General features: G+C 71.1%; 20 protein-coding genes. 13 read left to right on the forward strand and 7 right to left on the reverse strand.

The genetic code is table 11. The features are described from left to right. The first annotated feature begins 171 nt into the window (after window positions 1–171). On the forward strand, window positions 172–2,226 hold the full coding sequence (locus ACZ3II_RS30265; protein ID WP_465521609.1) for a bifunctional copper resistance protein CopD/cytochrome c oxidase assembly protein: 2,055 nt from the start codon (window positions 172–174) through the stop codon (window positions 2,224–2,226). Between the two features lie 51 nt (window positions 2,227–2,277). Here ACZ3II_RS30265 and ACZ3II_RS30270 read toward each other — a convergent pair whose 3' ends face one another. Next, a complete protein-coding gene (locus ACZ3II_RS30270; protein WP_465521611.1) occupies window positions 2,278–2,400 on the reverse strand; it encodes a hypothetical protein in 123 nt (40 codons plus the stop codon). 41 nt (window positions 2,401–2,441) lie between these two features. After that, window positions 2,442–3,221, reverse strand: a complete 780-nt coding sequence (locus tag ACZ3II_RS30275; RefSeq protein ID WP_465521613.1) for a cutinase family protein — start codon at window positions 3,219–3,221, stop codon at window positions 2,442–2,444. A 121-nt stretch (window positions 3,222–3,342) separates the two neighbouring features. Between ACZ3II_RS30275 and ACZ3II_RS30280 the strand changes: the two genes are divergently transcribed. After that, the gene (locus ACZ3II_RS30280) at window positions 3,343–3,921 is read left to right on the forward strand and encodes a carboxymuconolactone decarboxylase family protein (RefSeq protein ID WP_465521615.1); all 579 of its coding nucleotides are present in this window, start codon (window positions 3,343–3,345) and stop codon (window positions 3,919–3,921) included. Window positions 3,922–4,159: 238 nt separating this feature from the next. On the opposite strand, the gene ACZ3II_RS30285 is transcribed toward ACZ3II_RS30280, so the two are convergent. Next, window positions 4,160–4,993: a hypothetical protein gene (locus ACZ3II_RS30285; protein WP_465521617.1), complete on the reverse strand. Its 834-nt coding sequence runs from the start codon at window positions 4,991–4,993 to the stop codon at window positions 4,160–4,162. A 532-nt stretch (window positions 4,994–5,525) separates the two neighbouring features. Here ACZ3II_RS30285 and ACZ3II_RS30290 point away from each other — a divergent pair. The 5 genes from ACZ3II_RS30290 (at window position 5,526) to ACZ3II_RS30310 (ending at window position 8,001) form a co-directional block, all read left to right on the forward strand. Beyond that, the gene (locus ACZ3II_RS30290; protein ID WP_465521619.1) at window positions 5,526–6,374 is read left to right on the forward strand and encodes an FCD domain-containing protein; all 849 of its coding nucleotides are present in this window, start codon (window positions 5,526–5,528) and stop codon (window positions 6,372–6,374) included. Further along, a complete protein-coding gene (locus tag ACZ3II_RS30295; RefSeq protein WP_465521621.1) occupies window positions 6,371–6,547 on the forward strand; it encodes a hypothetical protein in 177 nt (58 codons plus the stop codon). The genes ACZ3II_RS30290 and ACZ3II_RS30295 overlap by 4 nt, the downstream gene beginning before the upstream one ends. A gap of 161 nt (window positions 6,548–6,708) precedes the next feature. Beyond that, complete coding sequence (locus ACZ3II_RS30300; RefSeq protein WP_465521623.1) at window positions 6,709–7,314, forward strand: GAF domain-containing protein; 606 nt, start codon at window positions 6,709–6,711, stop codon at window positions 7,312–7,314. 34 nt (window positions 7,315–7,348) lie between these two features. Beyond that, window positions 7,349–7,627, forward strand: a complete 279-nt coding sequence (locus ACZ3II_RS30305; RefSeq protein ID WP_465521625.1) for a hypothetical protein — start codon at window positions 7,349–7,351, stop codon at window positions 7,625–7,627. After that, window positions 7,627–8,001, forward strand: a complete 375-nt coding sequence (locus ACZ3II_RS30310) for a GNAT family N-acetyltransferase (protein ID WP_465522068.1) — start codon at window positions 7,627–7,629, stop codon at window positions 7,999–8,001. The genes ACZ3II_RS30305 and ACZ3II_RS30310 overlap by 1 nt, the downstream gene beginning before the upstream one ends. Window positions 8,002–8,010: 9 nt before the next feature. Here ACZ3II_RS30310 and ACZ3II_RS30315 read toward each other — a convergent pair whose 3' ends face one another. Further along, window positions 8,011–8,217 carry a hypothetical protein gene (locus ACZ3II_RS30315; RefSeq protein WP_465521627.1) on the reverse strand — a complete coding sequence of 69 codons (207 nt, stop codon included), beginning with the start codon at window positions 8,215–8,217 and terminating at the stop codon, window positions 8,011–8,013. 360 nt (window positions 8,218–8,577) lie between these two features. On the opposite strand from ACZ3II_RS30315, the gene ACZ3II_RS30320 reads away from it, so the two are divergent. Then, complete coding sequence (locus ACZ3II_RS30320) at window positions 8,578–8,994, forward strand: ATP-binding protein (RefSeq protein ID WP_465521629.1); 417 nt, start codon at window positions 8,578–8,580, stop codon at window positions 8,992–8,994. Between the two features lie 38 nt (window positions 8,995–9,032). Here ACZ3II_RS30320 and ACZ3II_RS30325 read toward each other — a convergent pair whose 3' ends face one another. Further along, window positions 9,033–10,019, reverse strand: coding sequence for a malate dehydrogenase (locus ACZ3II_RS30325; RefSeq protein ID WP_465521631.1), 987 nt, complete (start codon window positions 10,017–10,019; stop codon window positions 9,033–9,035). Window positions 10,020–10,140: 121 nt separating this feature from the next. Between ACZ3II_RS30325 and ACZ3II_RS30330 the strand changes: the two genes are divergently transcribed. Then, window positions 10,141–10,530 (forward strand): winged helix-turn-helix transcriptional regulator, encoded by a 390-nt coding sequence (locus tag ACZ3II_RS30330; protein ID WP_465521633.1) that lies wholly within the window; start codon window positions 10,141–10,143, stop codon window positions 10,528–10,530. A gap of 8 nt (window positions 10,531–10,538) precedes the next feature. Here the strand turns inward: ACZ3II_RS30330 and ACZ3II_RS30335 are convergent, their stop codons facing one another. Further along, a complete protein-coding gene (locus ACZ3II_RS30335) occupies window positions 10,539–10,946 on the reverse strand; it encodes an SRPBCC family protein (protein WP_465521635.1) in 408 nt (135 codons plus the stop codon). 24 nt (window positions 10,947–10,970) lie between these two features. Beyond that, complete coding sequence (locus ACZ3II_RS30340; RefSeq protein ID WP_465521637.1) at window positions 10,971–11,378, reverse strand: RidA family protein; 408 nt, start codon at window positions 11,376–11,378, stop codon at window positions 10,971–10,973. Window positions 11,379–11,563: 185 nt separating this feature from the next. Between ACZ3II_RS30340 and ACZ3II_RS30345 the strand changes: the two genes are divergently transcribed. The 4 genes from ACZ3II_RS30345 to ACZ3II_RS30360 all read left to right on the forward strand — a co-directional run bounded on the left by ACZ3II_RS30345 (window position 11,564) and on the right by ACZ3II_RS30360 (window position 16,296). After that, window positions 11,564–11,983 (forward strand): YciI family protein, encoded by a 420-nt coding sequence (locus tag ACZ3II_RS30345; protein WP_465521639.1) that lies wholly within the window; start codon window positions 11,564–11,566, stop codon window positions 11,981–11,983. Next, complete coding sequence (locus ACZ3II_RS30350; RefSeq protein WP_465521641.1) at window positions 11,980–13,212, forward strand: RNA polymerase sigma factor; 1,233 nt, start codon at window positions 11,980–11,982, stop codon at window positions 13,210–13,212. Before ACZ3II_RS30345 ends, ACZ3II_RS30350 begins: the two co-directional genes overlap by 4 nt. A gap of 118 nt (window positions 13,213–13,330) precedes the next feature. Next, complete coding sequence (locus tag ACZ3II_RS30355; protein WP_465521643.1) at window positions 13,331–14,005, forward strand: ABC transporter ATP-binding protein; 675 nt, start codon at window positions 13,331–13,333, stop codon at window positions 14,003–14,005. Further along, window positions 14,002–16,296, forward strand: coding sequence for an ABC transporter permease (locus ACZ3II_RS30360; RefSeq protein WP_465521645.1), 2,295 nt, complete (start codon window positions 14,002–14,004; stop codon window positions 16,294–16,296). The genes ACZ3II_RS30355 and ACZ3II_RS30360 overlap by 4 nt, the downstream gene beginning before the upstream one ends. Window positions 16,297–16,311 lie beyond the last annotated feature (15 nt).

Raw genomic sequence — 16,311 nt, forward strand, 5'->3', positions numbered from 1 at the left:
CGCCCAGCCTATCCGGGCCACCGGCGTCCGATGCGGTGTGAGTTTTGCGCCGTGGACCGTCCGGGCCGCTACGGTTCCGGGCACCTTTCAACCCGCGGATGTCCGCCTGCGCCGCGCACGATCGAACGCCTTACGGCCGCTGGTGGCCCGGCTGATCGACGACATCACATCTTGATCTTCACGGGGAACTATCCGCGGCTGCCCGACGACCACTGGGGCGAAACCGCAGGTGAGGAGAAACCGCACGTGAAGTGGGCGACACCGGTAGTGGTAGCGGCGGGAGCACTCCTGGCATTGCTGGGAGCGCTGGTGTTCGGCGGCGGGGTCGACGACACGGTGCTGCCCGGCATTCCCAGCCCCGGGCCGCTGACCTGGTGGGGTCTGCCGGCCGCGAAACTCCTGACCAACCTGTTCGGTGTGCTGACCGTCGGCGGCGCTGTGACGGCGGCGTTCCTGCTGCCCGGGGACGGGCCGAGCGTGAGTGCCCACGGGTGGCGGCTGCTCCGCCGTACCACCTGGTTCGCTCTGGCCTGGGCGTTCAGCGCGCTGGCCCTGATCGCGCTGACCGTCTCCGACATTCTCGGGCAGCCGGTGGCCGGGCTCGGTGGCGCCGCGATCTTCAGTTTCGCCGTCTCCATCAGTCAGGGTCAGGCGCTGCTGCTGCAGGGCGGCCTCGCGCTGCTCGTGGCCGTGCTGACCCGGGCCGGGGTGTCCCGAGGGCTCGCCGCCACCGCGGCGCTCGCCGCGATCGTCGCGGTGGTGCCGCCGGCGTTCACCGGGCACGCCGCCGGTTCCGGTGACCATCAGCTCGCGGTGTCCAGCCTGACCGTGCACGTGGTGGCGGCCGCGCTGTGGGTGGGCGGGCTCGCCGGGCTGTTCGCGGTTCGCCGGGTTCGTGGCTTCGCCGACGTCGCCGGCCGGTACTCGCGGTTGGCGCTGGGGTGCTTCGCCGCCACGGCGATCAGCGGCGCCGCCAACGCGGCGGTACGCCTGGACGGCCTGGAAACTTTTCTGACTTCGGGGTACGGCGTACTCGTACTCCTCAAGCTGTTGCTCCTGATCGTCGTCGGCCTGGCGGGCGCCGCCCACCGCAAGCACACGCTGCCCGCTCTCACCGCCGGCCGCCCCCGCGCTTTCTGGCGGCTCGCGGCCGGTGAACTAGCCGTCCTCGGCGCTGCCGTCGGCCTGGCCACCGGCCTGTCGCGCACCCCGACGCCGGAGCCGGCCGAACTCACCGAACCGGATCCGCTGACCGAGATCCTCGGCTTCACCGCGCCGGAGCCGATCACCGCCGGGCGGCTGCTCGGCGACCCGCTGCCGGACCTGTTCCTGCTCGGCGTCGCCGTCGCCGGGATCGGCGTCTACCTGGTGGGGGTGGCCCGGATGCGGCGCGCCGGACATTCCTGGCCGTTCGCCCGGACCGCGGCGTGGGTCGGCGGGATGCTGCTGCTCGCGGCGATCACCGGGCTGGGGGTGGCGCGGTACGCGTATGTGCTGTTCAGCGTCCACATGGTGCAGCACATGGTGCTGTCGATGGTGGTGCCGATCCTGCTCGTGACGGGCGCCCCGGTCGCCCTGGCTCTGCGCACGCTGCGCCGGCCCGCCGATCCGCAGGTGCGCGGCGTACGGGAATGGCTGCTCGTGATCGTGCACAGCCGGGCCGCCCGGTTCCTCAGCAACCCGCTGGTCGCTCTGGCCATCTACGTGACCAGCCTGTACGGCCTCTACTTCGGTGGCATGCTCGGCACCCTCATGCGGTACCACGCCGGGCACCTGGCGATGGTCGCCCACTTCGTGCTCGCCGGATATCTGCTGTTCTGGGTGCTGATCGGCACCGATCCGGGCCGCCGCCGGGCCCATCCGGCGCTGCTCACACTGATCCACTTCCTGGCGATGGTGGCGCACGCGTTCTTCGGGTTCGTGCTGCTGCAGTCCACCAGCGTGATCGGAGCGGACTGGTACACCGCCGTGCACCCGGTGTGGGCCGGCCCGCTGCTCGACGACCAGCGGCTCGGCGCCTCCCTGGCGTGGGCGTTCGGGGAGCTGCCGGCGGCGGTGATCGTCCTGGTGCTGATCCGGCAGTGGGTCCGCAGCGACGAACGGGAGCAGGCACGCGTCGACCGGGCCGCCGACCGGGCCACCGCGGCGGGTGCGGAGGACGACCTGGCCCGCTACAACGCGTTCCTGGCGCGCTCCGCCGAAGGCCCCGGCGGCCCACCCGCATGACACCGGATCGCGGCCCGGGCATGACCACTCATGCCCGGGCCGGGCCGGACGTCACCGCAGGAAGACGTTGAGCAGCACGGTCAGCGCGACCGACAGCAGGATCGACACCACGATCATGCCGAGGCAGCCGGCCGGCCCGCCGAGGAATCGGACCTGTGTGTTCCCGATGCGCATGGTCGTCCGTCTACCCGATCGGGACACGAACACACCCCCGATCAGCCCGCCGTCACCTTTCCGGCGGCGAACTCCGCGGCCTGCTGCACACTGCCGTTGCGGGGGTACGCCAGGTGCGCCGCGAAGTTGTTGCCCCCGCCGCAGACCGGGTCCCCGGCGTTGCAGAACTCCTTGGCCTTCGGCCCGAACGCGGGGCTGCTCTGCGCGATCGTGCGCCGCCGCAGGCCGAGCGGGTTGCCGAACACCACCACCGCGGCCACCCGGTCGTTGAGGTTCTCCGGGATCGCCTCGCCCGCGGTGCCGGCGCCGCGGATCCCGATCGCGATGTCGGTGACGCTGGCGCCCTGCGAGTACCCGCCGATCACAAACCGTGTCTGCGGGCAGTCCGCGGCGACGGCGGCGATGTGCCGGCTCATGTTCGTCGCGCCGGGACCGGCGCTCGCCTGGCTGGCGGCGGCCGCGTAGACGACCGCGAACGACGTCACGCTCTGACCGGGCAACTCGCTCGCCAGCGCCTGCGCCAGCGGCCGCCCCACGATGCCGAGACCTTGCGGTTCGCCCGTGCCCCGGGCGAAGACCAGTTGTACGTCGCTGCAGCCCCCGTTACCCGCCGCGCTGCCGCTGCCGTTGCCTGCCGCACTGCCGTTGCCTGCCGCACTGCCGTTGCCGAAGCCGTTGCGGTTGCCGAAGCCGAAGAAGCCCGCCCGGGTGCCGGCGAACGCCTGCGGTGTCACGATCGCGCCCGCCCCGACGACCGCCGCGCTGACCGCGAACAGGACAACGCGCCGGGTCCGACGGGAACGCTTACGGTGAGTGAACATGTGCCTCGCCCTTTCCGCCATGGGTCTACATGCCGGAGTACGGACGTGAACTGCCCGGGGATCTGAGACCGCCGTCTCAAGCCGGCGAACCGCGTGCGCAGAATGGGACATGTTCATCGAGATGATTCCTGAGGATGCCGCGTCCGGGGCCACCGCCGACTACTACCGGCAGCAGACCGAGGCGTGGGGTTTCCTGCCGAACTATGCCGGCGCGTTCGGTCACCGGCCCGACGTGGCCCAGGCGTGGAACGGGCTCAGCGCGACGATCCGGGACGGGATGGACCGGCGCCGGTACGAACTCGCCACCATCGCGGCGGCACGGGCGCTGCGCTCGACGTACTGCACCGCCGCCCACGCGAAGTTCCTGCGCGACGTCTGCGGCGACGAGACCTCGCTGCACCGCATCGCCGAGGCCCCGGACGGCGACACGCTCGACGAGCAGGACCGTGCCGTCTACCGGTTCGCCACCAAGGTCGCGGCCGACGCCGCGTCGGTGGAACAGCAGGACGTCGACGAGTTGCGGTCCGCCGGGCTGTCGGACGCCGAGATCGCCGACGTCGTGTACGCGGTGGCCGCCCGTTCCTTCTTCACCCGGGTCCTCGACGGCCTCGGCACCAGGCTCGACGCGCCGACCGCCGCCGCCTTCCCCCCGGACCTCTACCGCTCGATGGTCGTCGGCCGCGAAGCCGCCGGCCAATAGCCCTGATAAACCCGGCTCCCCATTCCATCGATGCGGTCAACAGCGCAGGGCAGCGGCCGGTCATCAACTATGTGGACGATCTAGCGCGGGCGTGCTTAAATGGCAGCCTTGAACGATGAGGATAGGCGGTCGGGGCGATGGACAACTCGGACAGCTAAGCGGTTGCCCTTGCGGCAGACGTCGCATCGTCTGCCGCAAGGGACATGGTCAATCGTTTTCCATCGCTCTTCACCCTCATTCAAGGTTTGTCCGAGGTCCACCGGAACCCGTATCGATAGAATCGCTTCGGGCTGCCGGCCCGCAGTACGAATTCGACTTTCCCGGACGCAACATCGAGCGTGCGCTCATGCTGAAGCTGGCCGACCACCTTGCGATCGCTCGGCCGCCGGTTAGTATTCCACACCAGCGCCTCGACCTTGGCCGGTTCCTGAGAACGGTCGAAACGAAGTCTGACGACGATTTCCTTCACCCGATGACTGCCGCCTCCCTCACGGTAGAACGGTCGCATCGGGCTTGCGTCGTCCTCGAAGGTCTGCCGCAAGCCCACTTCGGTCACGTCGCCTCGGTCATACGGCTCACCGAGGTAGATCCAGCGATGGATACGGCCGTCTTCCTCGGGGATCGCACCGTCGAGAACGACGTGATCGGCATTGGTCGTCTCGACGACGCGTGTGCTGTTCGAACTGCCGGTGATGTACGAGTGGATGCCGATCAGACGCGTCCCGTTCTGGGCGAACCGGATCTTCTGAACGCGCTCGTTGGTGTAACGATGATGCTGGCCGACACGCTCCACCGTGAGCGTGCCGACCAGGCTCTCGATCTTGTACGTGACCGTCGGCAGCTTCTTCGACGCCAGCAGCGTCACCCCGGAGACCACGATCGACAGAACCGTGGGCGCGACGGCCAGCAACGCGAGTTGCCCGTCCGCCGGCAACGAGACGACGTAAAGGTAGATCGCCGAACCGACCACGGACAGCGCCGTCGCGATCGCGACAACAGCGTTGAAGGTTCCCACGCCATTGCGGAGAGCCTTCAGCAATGGCCGATCGAAGAATTCGTCGACACCGCGCAAAACCTGCCCTCACCCCCTGCCGGCAACGGCATTCGCCTTGCTTGGACCCCGATAGCGCTGAAAAACCCCATCCATCTTCGGCTCCTCCGCGACAGGCTCGCGGCCACGCTAGCCACCACAGGCCCGATCAGCCCAGGCGAGGCGCTCGAATGGGGTCCCCCGAAAAGGTGGGCGACGCCGAATGACTACGTAAAGGAGTCACGTAAATACTGAAAGTAAAGCGGCAGTGAATTCCTGTCCGGCTCGGCGGACGGCACACTGCCCGGAACAAAACCGCCGAGTCGCGCAAGTCGACCCCTCTCACGACCGCATTATCGCGGTCACATGCCGGGCAATAGCGGAGACTCCGGCTACCGGGCCGTAAAAACGGCGGAAAAAATTGCACTGCTCCCGTCACCGGCGCTCGCGGCCCCCGTTCTTCCTCACAAGCTTCGCCTCTGCGCGGAGTTTTTCGAAGGGTCGCGCACGACGACAGAGAGGTGGATTCGTGAACGAGGGCGAGTCGCCCCACGGAGATGTTCCGTATCGGCTGATGGCCGGCCTGGTCTCCGGCACAGAGATCGAGGGTCTGGGCGTACTGGACATCGGATCGGTCATCACCGTCGAACAGGTCGCCGCCGCGCTGCGGATCACCAGGCACAGTGCGACGGCGGGCATCCGCACCCTGATGACGGCCGGGGTGGTGCAGAGCCGCCAGCGGACCGGCGCCGTGTTCCAGCCGCGCGAGCAGTGGGACTGGCTGTCGCCGCGGCTGTTGGACCTGCTGCTGGAGACCGAGCAACTCGGTGCCCTCGAGATGGTTCACGAGGCCCGGATCGGCATCGAGCCCGCCGCGGCCCGGGCCGCGGCGTCGCGGATCCTGCCTCAGCAGTACGACGCGATGATCGGGCTCACCCGCAAGATCTACACCTTGGGGTACGAGGAGGCCGGGACGTTCGCCGACAACGTACGCGAGTTCGGGGAGGTGGACGCCCGTTACCACGGCCTGGTGCTCCGCGCCTCGGGCAACCCGATCCTCGGCGCCTTCGAGCCGATCATCGCGAAGCTGCTCTGGCGGCGGCTGATCCGGCGCGGCGACCTGGACGGCGCCGAGGGCATGCGGTTCCCCGAGGTCCCCCGCCCGGAGGCCGTCATCCTGCACGTGGCGCAGGGAAAGGCGATCGTCCAGCGCAACCCCGACGCGGCGGAGGTGTTCACCAGGGCCCTGCTGTCCGAGTTCGGTCCCGGGCTCGCCAGCCCGTACCTGCAGGACGGGCTCGCCCGCGCCTTCGACGATCTGCGCTGGAGCAGCAGGGAGACCGCGCGCTATCAGCCGCTGATCGACGAGGTCCTGCTCGATAGCCGCAACGGCCGCGACGCGCACGGCCGGAGCCGTCGATGACGGTGCTCCCCTGGCTGCTGATCATCGTGCTCTCCTGCATGCTGTGCGGGGTGCTGGTCCACAACGTGTGGCGTTCCCGCGGCGGGACCCCGCTGCAGGCCCTGACCGCCGGCGGCACCGCGGCGACGGCCCTCTTCGGCATCGGCATGGCCATCCTCGAATCGCTGACCTGACCCGCCCCGGCACGCTCCCGGTCGCGGCTGCCGCGGATCCCTCCGGGTTCGCACCCCCGCCACAACCGGCGTATCACCCGTGGATGGCTACGGTCGTCACGGATCGCCCGGGAAATGCTCGAGAGGATGCCGGATGCCGGATGCCGGATGCCGGATGCCGGATGCCGGGATTCGAGGCGTGCACGTTCGACGTGCTGGGTGACGGCCGGGACGAGACGGCGGCCCGGTTGCGGGCCGCCGCGGAACGGCACCCGGTCGACCTGGACGACGTGCTCGGCGAGACGGCCACCCGGACCGGCGCGACAGCCGCGGCGGCGACTCTCGTCCTCGATCATGCCGTGCTGCTGCTCGGCCCGGCCGGATTCGGCGGCTGGGTCGCGGAGACCCGTGTTCTGCCGGCCGCCTGGTCGCCGTGCACCGCGGTCAGCCGCCACGACCGGCCGGTCCGCATCGACGATCTCCACACCGAACCCGGTGGCATCCTGCGGATGGCCACGGTCTTCCCCGGGCTGCGGTCGTACGCGGGCGTGCCGATCCGGGCCGACGGGCACGTGGCGGGCGCCGTGTGCGTGTTCTCCGGCTCCCTGGACATGGTCTTGAGCCTCGTCTGCCGCAGGCGACTCTCGTCGACCGTGATCGCGGTGAGCCGCGTGGCCACGTCTTCGAGCACCGTTCGATCGCTGTTTGAGCAAGTCGCCGCCGCCGGGCGAGGGCGGTGTCAAAGGCTCGCCGAGGGGAAGCGGGACGCTGACGAGGTCACCTGGTGAACAGGCGTGCTGCCGCCCGGCTACGGTTGGGCCCATGACGAACTATTCCGGTCCGGCGAGGCTGGTTCTCTCTGGCGGCACCCAGGTGTCCGGCATGGCTTCGCTCAGCACCAATCAGCGTGGGGGTGTCGGGGGTTGGGGTGGCACGTTCCGCCCGGACCAGAAGATCGAAGGCATCGGTGACGCCGGTGAAGGGCTCTCCTTGGAACTGCCCTACGACCAGATCGGGCAGGTTTCCGTCATCGGTGTCCGGAAGCTGCTCGCGACGCAGGTTCTGGTGACCCTCGCCGGCAGCGGGCCCGCACCCTTCTGATCGGCTCGTGCTCCGCCACCCGTACCCCCGGGTCAAGCGCCTCTGAGGATGCGGGTGGCGTGGCCGGATTCGTCACCGTCGCGCCCAGCCGAGACCCGGACACGGATCCGCGGCTGGTCGGTGAGATCAAGGCGATCTACGTGTTGCCGGAGTACTGGGGACACGGCGCCGGCCGGCTTCTCGTGGAAGCCGGTATGCAGCGGCTCCAGCAGGCCGGATACCGCGAGATGGTGCTGTGGGCGCTGGAGACCAACGGACGCGCGCGGCGCTTCTACGAGTCCGGTGGCTGGCGTGCCGACGGATCGTCGAAGATCGACGAGTCGCGGGGTTTTCCCTTGGCCGAGGTCCGCCACCGCTGTCACGGGGACATCTGAGCCCGCAGGTCAGCCGCTGCGGCGGTTGCCGTACTGGCGAGGGCTCTGCACCGTGCCGGAACGGCCGTGGACGGGACCCACGGCACCGCTGATGTGGTTGGCGGCCGCCTTGCCCTTGGACCGGCGTGCCGCCCGGTTCTCGAACGGTGGCGGCTGCTCCTCGGACTCCCCTTCGACGGTGGCTGTGGGATCGGCGTCGCCGGTGGCGTCGGTCATCGGTGTCTCCTCGCGCTGTTCACGGACCGCCCATCACTGCGGCGCCTCAGGCGGCCGCCGCGATAGACAAGACGGTATCGCAGACCGAGCCCGCTTGATTGCTCCGCTGCGCAGGACCGTCTCGTCGAGAAACCGTTCCGCGGCCGGATGCCTCGCGACGTCGGCCCGGCGCCCGGGGAACCAGCCCGCCGCCCGCAGCGCCCGGTCGACCGGGCGCGGGAACCTGTCACGCATCATGTTTGCCGTCGCTTGCGTGATCCGCGATGATGCTGCCTGTCGTACCGCAGCCGTGATCGCAGGTTGGCCCTGCCACGCCCGGGGTATCTCTGACCACCGTCACGGGGACACGGGGAAGTCGTCATGGTGAGCGAACTGAACGCCGAGATCGAGCTGCCGGCCGGCAACGGCGCGGCGTCCGCGGCCCGCCGTGCCCTGCGCGCGATTCTGTCGGGCTGGGATCTCACCGACGAGGACTGGATGTACGACGCGACGCTGATCGCCAGTGAGCTGGTCACCAACGCGATCCGGCACGGCGGTGGCTGCCTGGCGCTGCGGGTGCACGCCGAGGACGGGGCGGTCCTGCTGTCGGTCGCGGATCGGTCCACTCAGGTTCCGCTCCGGCGGCACAGCGACGAACGTACCACCGGCGGTCGTGGCCTGACCTTCGTGGAGGCCTTCGCCCACTCGTGGGGCTTCCGGCCGCTCGAAGACGGCGAGAACGACGGCGGGAACAAGGGCAAACAGGTCTGGGTACGGCTGGAGCCCTACCCCGGGTGACCTACGGGGCCGGATGAGCCCGGCCCCGTACGCCGTCGTCAGAGCAGGCCGAGACGCTGCACCGCGTCGCGCTCCTCCTGCAGCTCGCGCACCGACGCGTCGATGCGCTCGCGGGAGAAGTCGCTGACCTCCAGGCCCTGGACGATCTCGTAACGGCCACCCCGGGAGACGACCGGGAAGGACGAGATCAGGCCCTCGGGTACGCCGTACGACCCGTCCGACGGCACCGCGGCGGAGACCCAGTCACCCTCCGGCGTACCGTTCACCCAGTCGAACACGTGGTCGATCGCGGCGGAGGCCGCCGAGGCGGCCGAGGACGCGCCCCGCACCTCGATGATCTCCGCGCCGCGCTTGGCGACCCGCGGGATGAACTCCTCCGCCAGCCAGCTCTCCTCGACCAGCTCGGACACCGGGCGGCCGGCGGCCTCGGCGTGGAAGACGTCCGGGTACTGGGTGGCCGAGTGGTTGCCCCAGATCGCCAGCTTGCGCAGCTCCGACACCGGCGTCTGCAGCTTGCGGGACAGCTGCGCCTTCGCCCGGTTGTGGTCCAGGCGGGTCATCGCGGTGAACCGCTCGGCCGGCACGTCCGGGGCGTGGCTGCGGGCGATCAGGGCGTTGGTGTTGGCCGGGTTGCCGACGACCAGCACGCGGACGTCCTCGGCGGCGCCGGCGTTGATCGCCGCGCCCTGCGGGGCGAAGATCCCGCCGTTGGCCTCGAGGAGGTCACCGCGCTCCATGCCCTTGGTCCGCGGGCGCGCGCCGACGAGCAGCGCCACGTTGACACCGTCGAACGCGTGCTTCGCGTCGTCGAACACGTCCACGCCGGCGAGCAGCGGGAACGCGGCGTCGTCGAGTTCCAGCGCGGTGCCCTCGGCCGCCCGTACCGCCGCCGGGATCTCCAGCAGCCGCAACCGGACCGGGGTGTCCGCACCCAGCAGCTGGCCCGACGCGATCCGGAACAGCAGCGCGTAGCCGATCTGACCGGCCGCGCCGGTCACGGTGACGGTGACTGGCGAATTCGTCATCACTTCTCCAAGGTCTTCTTCAATCGGGCAGGGTCAGCCTCGACCGTACGGATGCCGTTCATGCACCGTTCGCCGACCCCGGTCACTTGTGGTTCCTCGGTATCTGCTGGAGAGTATCGCGATGGGCACCCGAGATGAGATCAGCGTCCTGCCACCCGAGGCGGACCTGGCTCGCGCCGACTCCCTGGCCCGCGAGATCTTCTCCGACATCGCCAACAAATGGGCCCTTCTGATCATCGAGTTCGTGGGGCAGCGGACGATGCGTTTCAGTGAGCTGCGCGACGCGATCGGCGGGATCAGTCACAAGATGCTCACCCAGAACCTGCGCACCCTGGAACGCAACGGCCTGATCGAGCGGACCGTGCACCCGTGCGTCCCGCCCCGGGTCGACTACCGGCTCACCGAGGCGGGACACGCGCTGCGCCAGGTGGTCGACGGCATGTGCGGCTGGACCCAGGAGTACCTGCATCACATCGAGGCGGCCCGGACCCGCGCCGACCCACCGCGCTGAGCTGGGATTCAGCTCTCCAGGATCTGCCTCAGACGATCAAGATCGGCTTCGACCGTACGGATGTCGGCCGCGAACTGCTCGTCGGTCAGCTCGATCTGGCGGACCGTGAAGATCACTTCGGATCCGGCGGGGTGGGCGATGACGCGGACCGGGTTGGTGACCGTCGTGCCGGACGGCAGGGTGACGTCGTGGTCCAGGACGCCGAGCGTGTTGCCGGGGACGAACGCGACGGTGACGCGTCCCATCGGGGAGTCGACGACGAGCGTGTCCCCGTCCCGGCTGATCTCGCCCTGGGCGAGGCCGGCCGCCCAGCGGCTCAGGTTGCCCGGTTCGGCGGCGAAGGCGTACACCTCGGCGGCCGGGCGGCGGATCACCGTGCTGACGTGCCGGCTGGCGACATCCGTGGGAGAAGTCATGCCGCCAACCTAGGGCAGGCCGGGTCAGTCGGCGACCGCTACGGCCTCCACCTCGACCAGGTGCTCCGGCACGTCGAGGGCCACGATGCCGAACAGCGACGCCGGGGCGGCCGGGGTGACGCCCAGCTTCGCCGCCGCCCGCTCGATGCCCTCGAGCAGCTGCGGCATCCGGTCCGGCGTCCAGTCGACGACGTGGACGGTCAGTTTCACCACGTCGTCGAAGGTGGCGCCGACACCGGCCAGGGCCGTGCCCACGTTCAGGTAGCACTGCTCCACCTGGGCGGCCAGGTCGCCCGCGCCGACCAGGGCGCCGTCGGCGTCCCATGCGACCTGGCCGGCGACGTGGATCAGCCTCGTCCCGGTCGCCACCGACACCTGCCGGTAGACCGGGATCTCGGGCAGGCCGCTCGGGTTCACCAGCGTGACGGACATGTCGTCTCCTTACTCTCTTTCGGTTACCCAGAAACCGTAAGAGAGTGTCGCCGAACTGGGAAGAAGGCACTTTCAAGAAACCCGGTCACCAAAAAGTGACTGGGCTGTCGATCGGCGGCGGTCCCGTTCGACCTGAGGATGAGAAGGTCGGCAGGCGACCGGACCGGAGGACAGGGAGAGCCATCATGGCGAAGTACATGCTGATCATGCGGAGCACCGACGAGACGTTCGCGAAGATGGCCGAGGCCTCGATGGACGAGATGCTCGAGACGATCGGCCGCTACAACGACGAGCTGATCAAGGCGGGTGTGCTGGTCGCCGCGGAGGGCCTCGACGACGCGTCGGAGGGCGTCGTCGTCGACTACAGCGGCGCGGCCCCGGTGGTCACCGACGGGCCGTACGGGGAGACCAAGGAGCTGTTCGGCGGCTTCTACATCCTCGACGTCGCCTCGAAGCAGGAGGCGGTCGAGTGGGCGAAGCGGATGCCCGCGTTCCCCGGCGCGAAGACCGAGATCCGCCGGGTGCCCGGCATCGACGAGTTCCCTCAGGACAACGAGTTCGTGCAGCGGGAACGCGCCTGGCGTGAGCAGACCGGCCAGCTGTGACGAGTGTCGAAGCGGTCTGGCGCATCGAGTCCGCCCGGATCGTCGGTGCGCTGGCCCGCTACACCGGCGACCTCGAACTGGCCGAGGACGCCGCTCAGGAGGCCCTCGCCGAGGCGCTGACGTCGTGGCCGCGCGACGGCGTGCCCGGCAATCCGGCGGGCTGGCTGGTGGCGACGGCCCGGCGGCGGGCGATCGACAGCTTCCGCCGCCGGGCCGCCCGGGACCAGCGGTACGCCCTGCTGGCCGCCGAGCCACCGGCCGGGGACGACGACGCGGACCTGCTGTGGGACCCGGACCGGATCGACGACGACGTGCTGGCGCTGATGTTCGTCGCCTGTCATCCGGTCCTCTCCCCCGAGGCCCGGGTCGCCCTGACGCTGCGTACCGTCGGCGGCCTGACCAGCGAGGAGATCGCCCGGGCGTTCCTGGTGCCGGTGCCGACCATCCAGGCCCGGATCACCCGGGCCAAGAAGACGATCGCCGCGGCCCGGGTGCCGTTCGCGGTGCCGCCCGCGGCGGACCGGCGGGAACGGCTGGGTGGGGTGCTCAGCGCGCTCTACGTGATCTTCACGGAGGGTGCGACGGCGACGTCCGGTGAGCGGCTGGTGCGGCGGGAGCTGGCGTACGAGGCGATCCGTCTCGCCCGCACCCTGGCCGCCCTGCTGCCCGGCGAACCGGAGGTGTTCGGCCTGATCGCGCTGTGTGAGCTGACCGCCTCCCGGTTTCCGGCGCGCACCGGCCCGGACGGCACGCCGGTCCTGCTGGAGCAGCAGGACCGGCGGCGCTGGGACCGCTCGGCGATCCGCCGGGGCCTGGCCGCGCTGGGTCAGGCCACCGGCGCCGGACGCGGTCTCGGCCCGTACGGGCTGCAGGCCGCGATCGCCGCCTGCCACGCCACCGCCGCCTCGGTCGCCGGCACCGACTGGGAGCGGATCGTGCTGCTCTACGAGGCGCTGGGCCGGGTCGCGCCGTCGCCGGTCGTGGAACTCAACCGGGCGGTCGCCGTGGCGATGGCGACCGGCCCGGCCGACGCGCTGGCCATCGTGGACGACCTGGTCGCCCGGGACCGGCTGCCCGGCTCGTACCTGCTGCCGACCGTACGGGGTGAGCTGCTGACCCGGCTGGGCCGCACCGCCGAGGCCATCGCCGAACTCGAACTGGCCGCCCGGCTCTGCGGCAACGCCCAGGAACGCGCGGTGCTGCTGCGCAAGATCGAGCAGCTGGCGTAGCCGTTCCGTACGACTCAAGTCGTACGCGAAGGATCATCATCGCGGTGGACGCCGGCGCCCTTCCGGCTCCCTAGCGTCGAGGACACATCCGATCCTCACGTCGCTGGGAGCTGTTCCTGTGTCATCGCAACCGTTGCTCGTCGCCGACGACGTCGGCAAGTCGTTCGGCGCCACCCGAGCGTTGAACGGCGCGTCGGTGCAGGTCTTCGCCGGTGAGGTGCTGGCGCTGACCGGGCCGTCGGGCTCCGGCAAGTCCACCCTGCTGCACTGCCTTTCCGGCATCCTGCCGCCCGACGCGGGACGGGTCGTCTTCGAGGGCCGGGACCTGACGGCGATGCCGGACTCCGAGCGCAGCGCGTTGCGGCGGGGCGCGTTCGGTTTCGTCTTCCAGTTCGGGCAGCTGGTGCCGGAACTGACGTGCCTGGAGAACGTGGCCCTTCCGCTGCGGCTCGCCGGGACGCGCCGCCGCCCGGCCGAACGGTCCGCCGGCGAGCTGCTCGCCCAACTGGGGGTGGCGGAAGTGGCCGGAAAGCGCCCCGGGCAGGTGTCCGGTGGCCAGGGGCAGCGGGTGGCGGTGGCGCGTGCGCTGGTCACCGCGCCGCGGGTGGTGTTCGCCGACGAGCCGACCGGCGCGCTCGACTCCCGCAACGGTGAACAGGTGATGCGGCTGCTGGTGGCCGCCGCCCGGGAACGCGGCAGCGCGGTGGTGCTGGTCACCCACGAGGCCCGGACCGCGTCGTGGGCCGACCGTGAGGTCGTGTTCCACGACGGCGCCGCGGCGGTGCGCCGATGACCGGCGGGCGGGGCGCGTTCGCGTGGGTGCGGGATCTGATTCTGGGGGTACGGCTGAGCGTGGCCGGCGGCCGGTCCGGCCGGCTGCGGCTCGCGCTGATCGCCGCCGGGGTCGGCCTCGGGGTGGGCATGCTGCTCCTGCTGGCGGCCACACCCGGCGCCGTCACGGCTCGTGAGCAGCGGCGCGCCGATCGGGTCACCGGTCCCAGCGTGGAGCGGGCCGGCCCGGGCACACTGCTGGCGCTGACCGTGGAGACCAGGTTCCGGGACGTGGTCGTACGCGGAAGGATCCTGCGCCCGGAGGGCGACCGCGCCCCCGCGCCACCCGGAGTGACCCGGCTACCGGCGGCGGGCGAGCTGTTCGTCTCCCCCGCCCTCGCCGGGCTCCTCGCCGGACCCGGCGGCGAGTTGCTGGCCGGACGCTGGCCCGCCCGGGTCGCCGGGGTCGTCGCGCCGGAGGGTCTCTCGGGGCCGGACGAGATGTGGTTCTACCTCGGTTCGGCATCCCTGAGCAGCGAGGACGGCGCGCAGCGGATCGCCGCGTTCGGTGGCGGCGAGCCGTCCGGGACCGACGGGATGATCGTGGTCCTGGCCGTCGTCGGCGCGGTGATCCTGCTGCTGCCGGTGCTGGTGTTCGTGACGACGGCGGTGCGTTTCGGCAGCGCGAGCCGCGAACGGCAGCTCGCCGCGATCCGCCTCGTCGGCGCCGATCGCCGGATGACCCACCTGATCGCGTCCGGGGACGCCCTGATCGGCGCGGTCCTCGGCCTCGCTGTCGGCGCGCTGGTGTTCCTCGGGCTGCGCGGCGTGGTGGGGGCGCTGCTGCCCGCGGATTTCAGCCCGTACCCGGAGGATCTGCGCCCGGCGCCGGTCCTGCTCGCGCTGATCCTGCTGCTGGTGCCGGCCGGCGCCGTCCTGGTGACGCTGTCGGCGTTGCGCCGCGTCGTCATCGAACCGCTGGGCGTGGTCCGGCAGAGCACGCCCCACCGGCGGCGGCTCTGGTGGCGGCTGGTGCCGCCGGCCGCCGGAATCGCCCTGCTGTACCCGCTGCTCGGCGGGCTGCCCGGCGAGGTCGGCGACGGCACCCGGGCCCAGCTGGCGGCCGGGGCGATCCTGCTGCTGACCGGTGTCGTCGTCCTGCTGCCCTGGCTGGTCCCGGCCGTGGTGCGGCGCCTCGGCGGCGGCAGCGTCGCCTGGCAGCTCGGTGTCCGGCGGCTGCAACTGGACAGTGACACCGCCGTCCGCGCGGTCTCCGGCATCGCCGTGTCGGTGGCCGGCGTCATCGCCGTGCAGGGGCTGCTCGGCGCGTCCATCGCGGCGACCGGCGGAGCACAGCCACCGGCGGACCGTTTCCAGGTCGCCGCCTACACCAACGGCGCCGACGGAACCGGCTGGCACACCGCCCTCCGGGACACTGCGGGAGTGCGGGAGGTGCGCGTCTCCGGCTACGGCGATCTGCGGGCGAGCCCGCAGGACCAGATCGGTGCGGGCGTACGGGTCGGCGACTGCGACGTGCTGCGGCAGTACGCGCCCCTGCCGACCTGTGCCGACGGCGACGTCTTCCAGGCCGTCCAGCCCGGCTGGGAGAGTTCCCCGTTACCGGCCGGGACCACCGCCGCGCTGTTCGGCGCCGGGGATGCGCCACTGTCGCGGTGGACCGTGCCCGCCGCCCTGCCGGCCGTGCCGGCGTACCCGAGCGAGGCCGGGCCGGTGGAGTACCTGGCCACGCCGGCCGCCCTGGGCGTCCGGGCCGACCTGCGCGGCCTGATCACCGACGGGTACCTGATGCGGCTGGATCCGGGCGACCCGGACGCCGTCGAGCACGTCCGCACCACCATGCTGCGGCTGGCCCCGGCCGCGCCCCTGCAGTTGTTCGGCGACCAGCGGATCGGTGACCAGTTCGCCGGCGCCCGGCAGGTCGCGCAGGCCTGCGGCGTCCTGCTGCTGCTGTTCATCGGCGCGAGCATGCTGGTCAACGTGACCGAGCAGCTGCGCGAACGCCGCCGGCTGCTGGCCGTGCTCGCCGCGTTCGGCACCCGGCGGCGGACCCTGTCGGCGTCGCTGCTCTACCAGGTCGCGATCCCCGCCGCGGTCGGGCTGCTGCTCGCGGTGGCCATCGGCGGCACCCTGTCGGCGGTGCTGCTCGCGGCCACCCGGGCGCCGGTCACCGTCGACTGGCCGGCGATCGCCGTCCTGACCGCCGCGGTCGCCGCGATGATCACCGTGGTCACGGCGGCCGGGCTGCCGCTGCTGTTCCGCCTGGTCCGGGTTCAGGAGCTGCGCAGTGAGTGAACCTCCTACGCTGAC

This window comes from Actinoplanes sp. NPDC019969 (assembly GCF_055562375.1).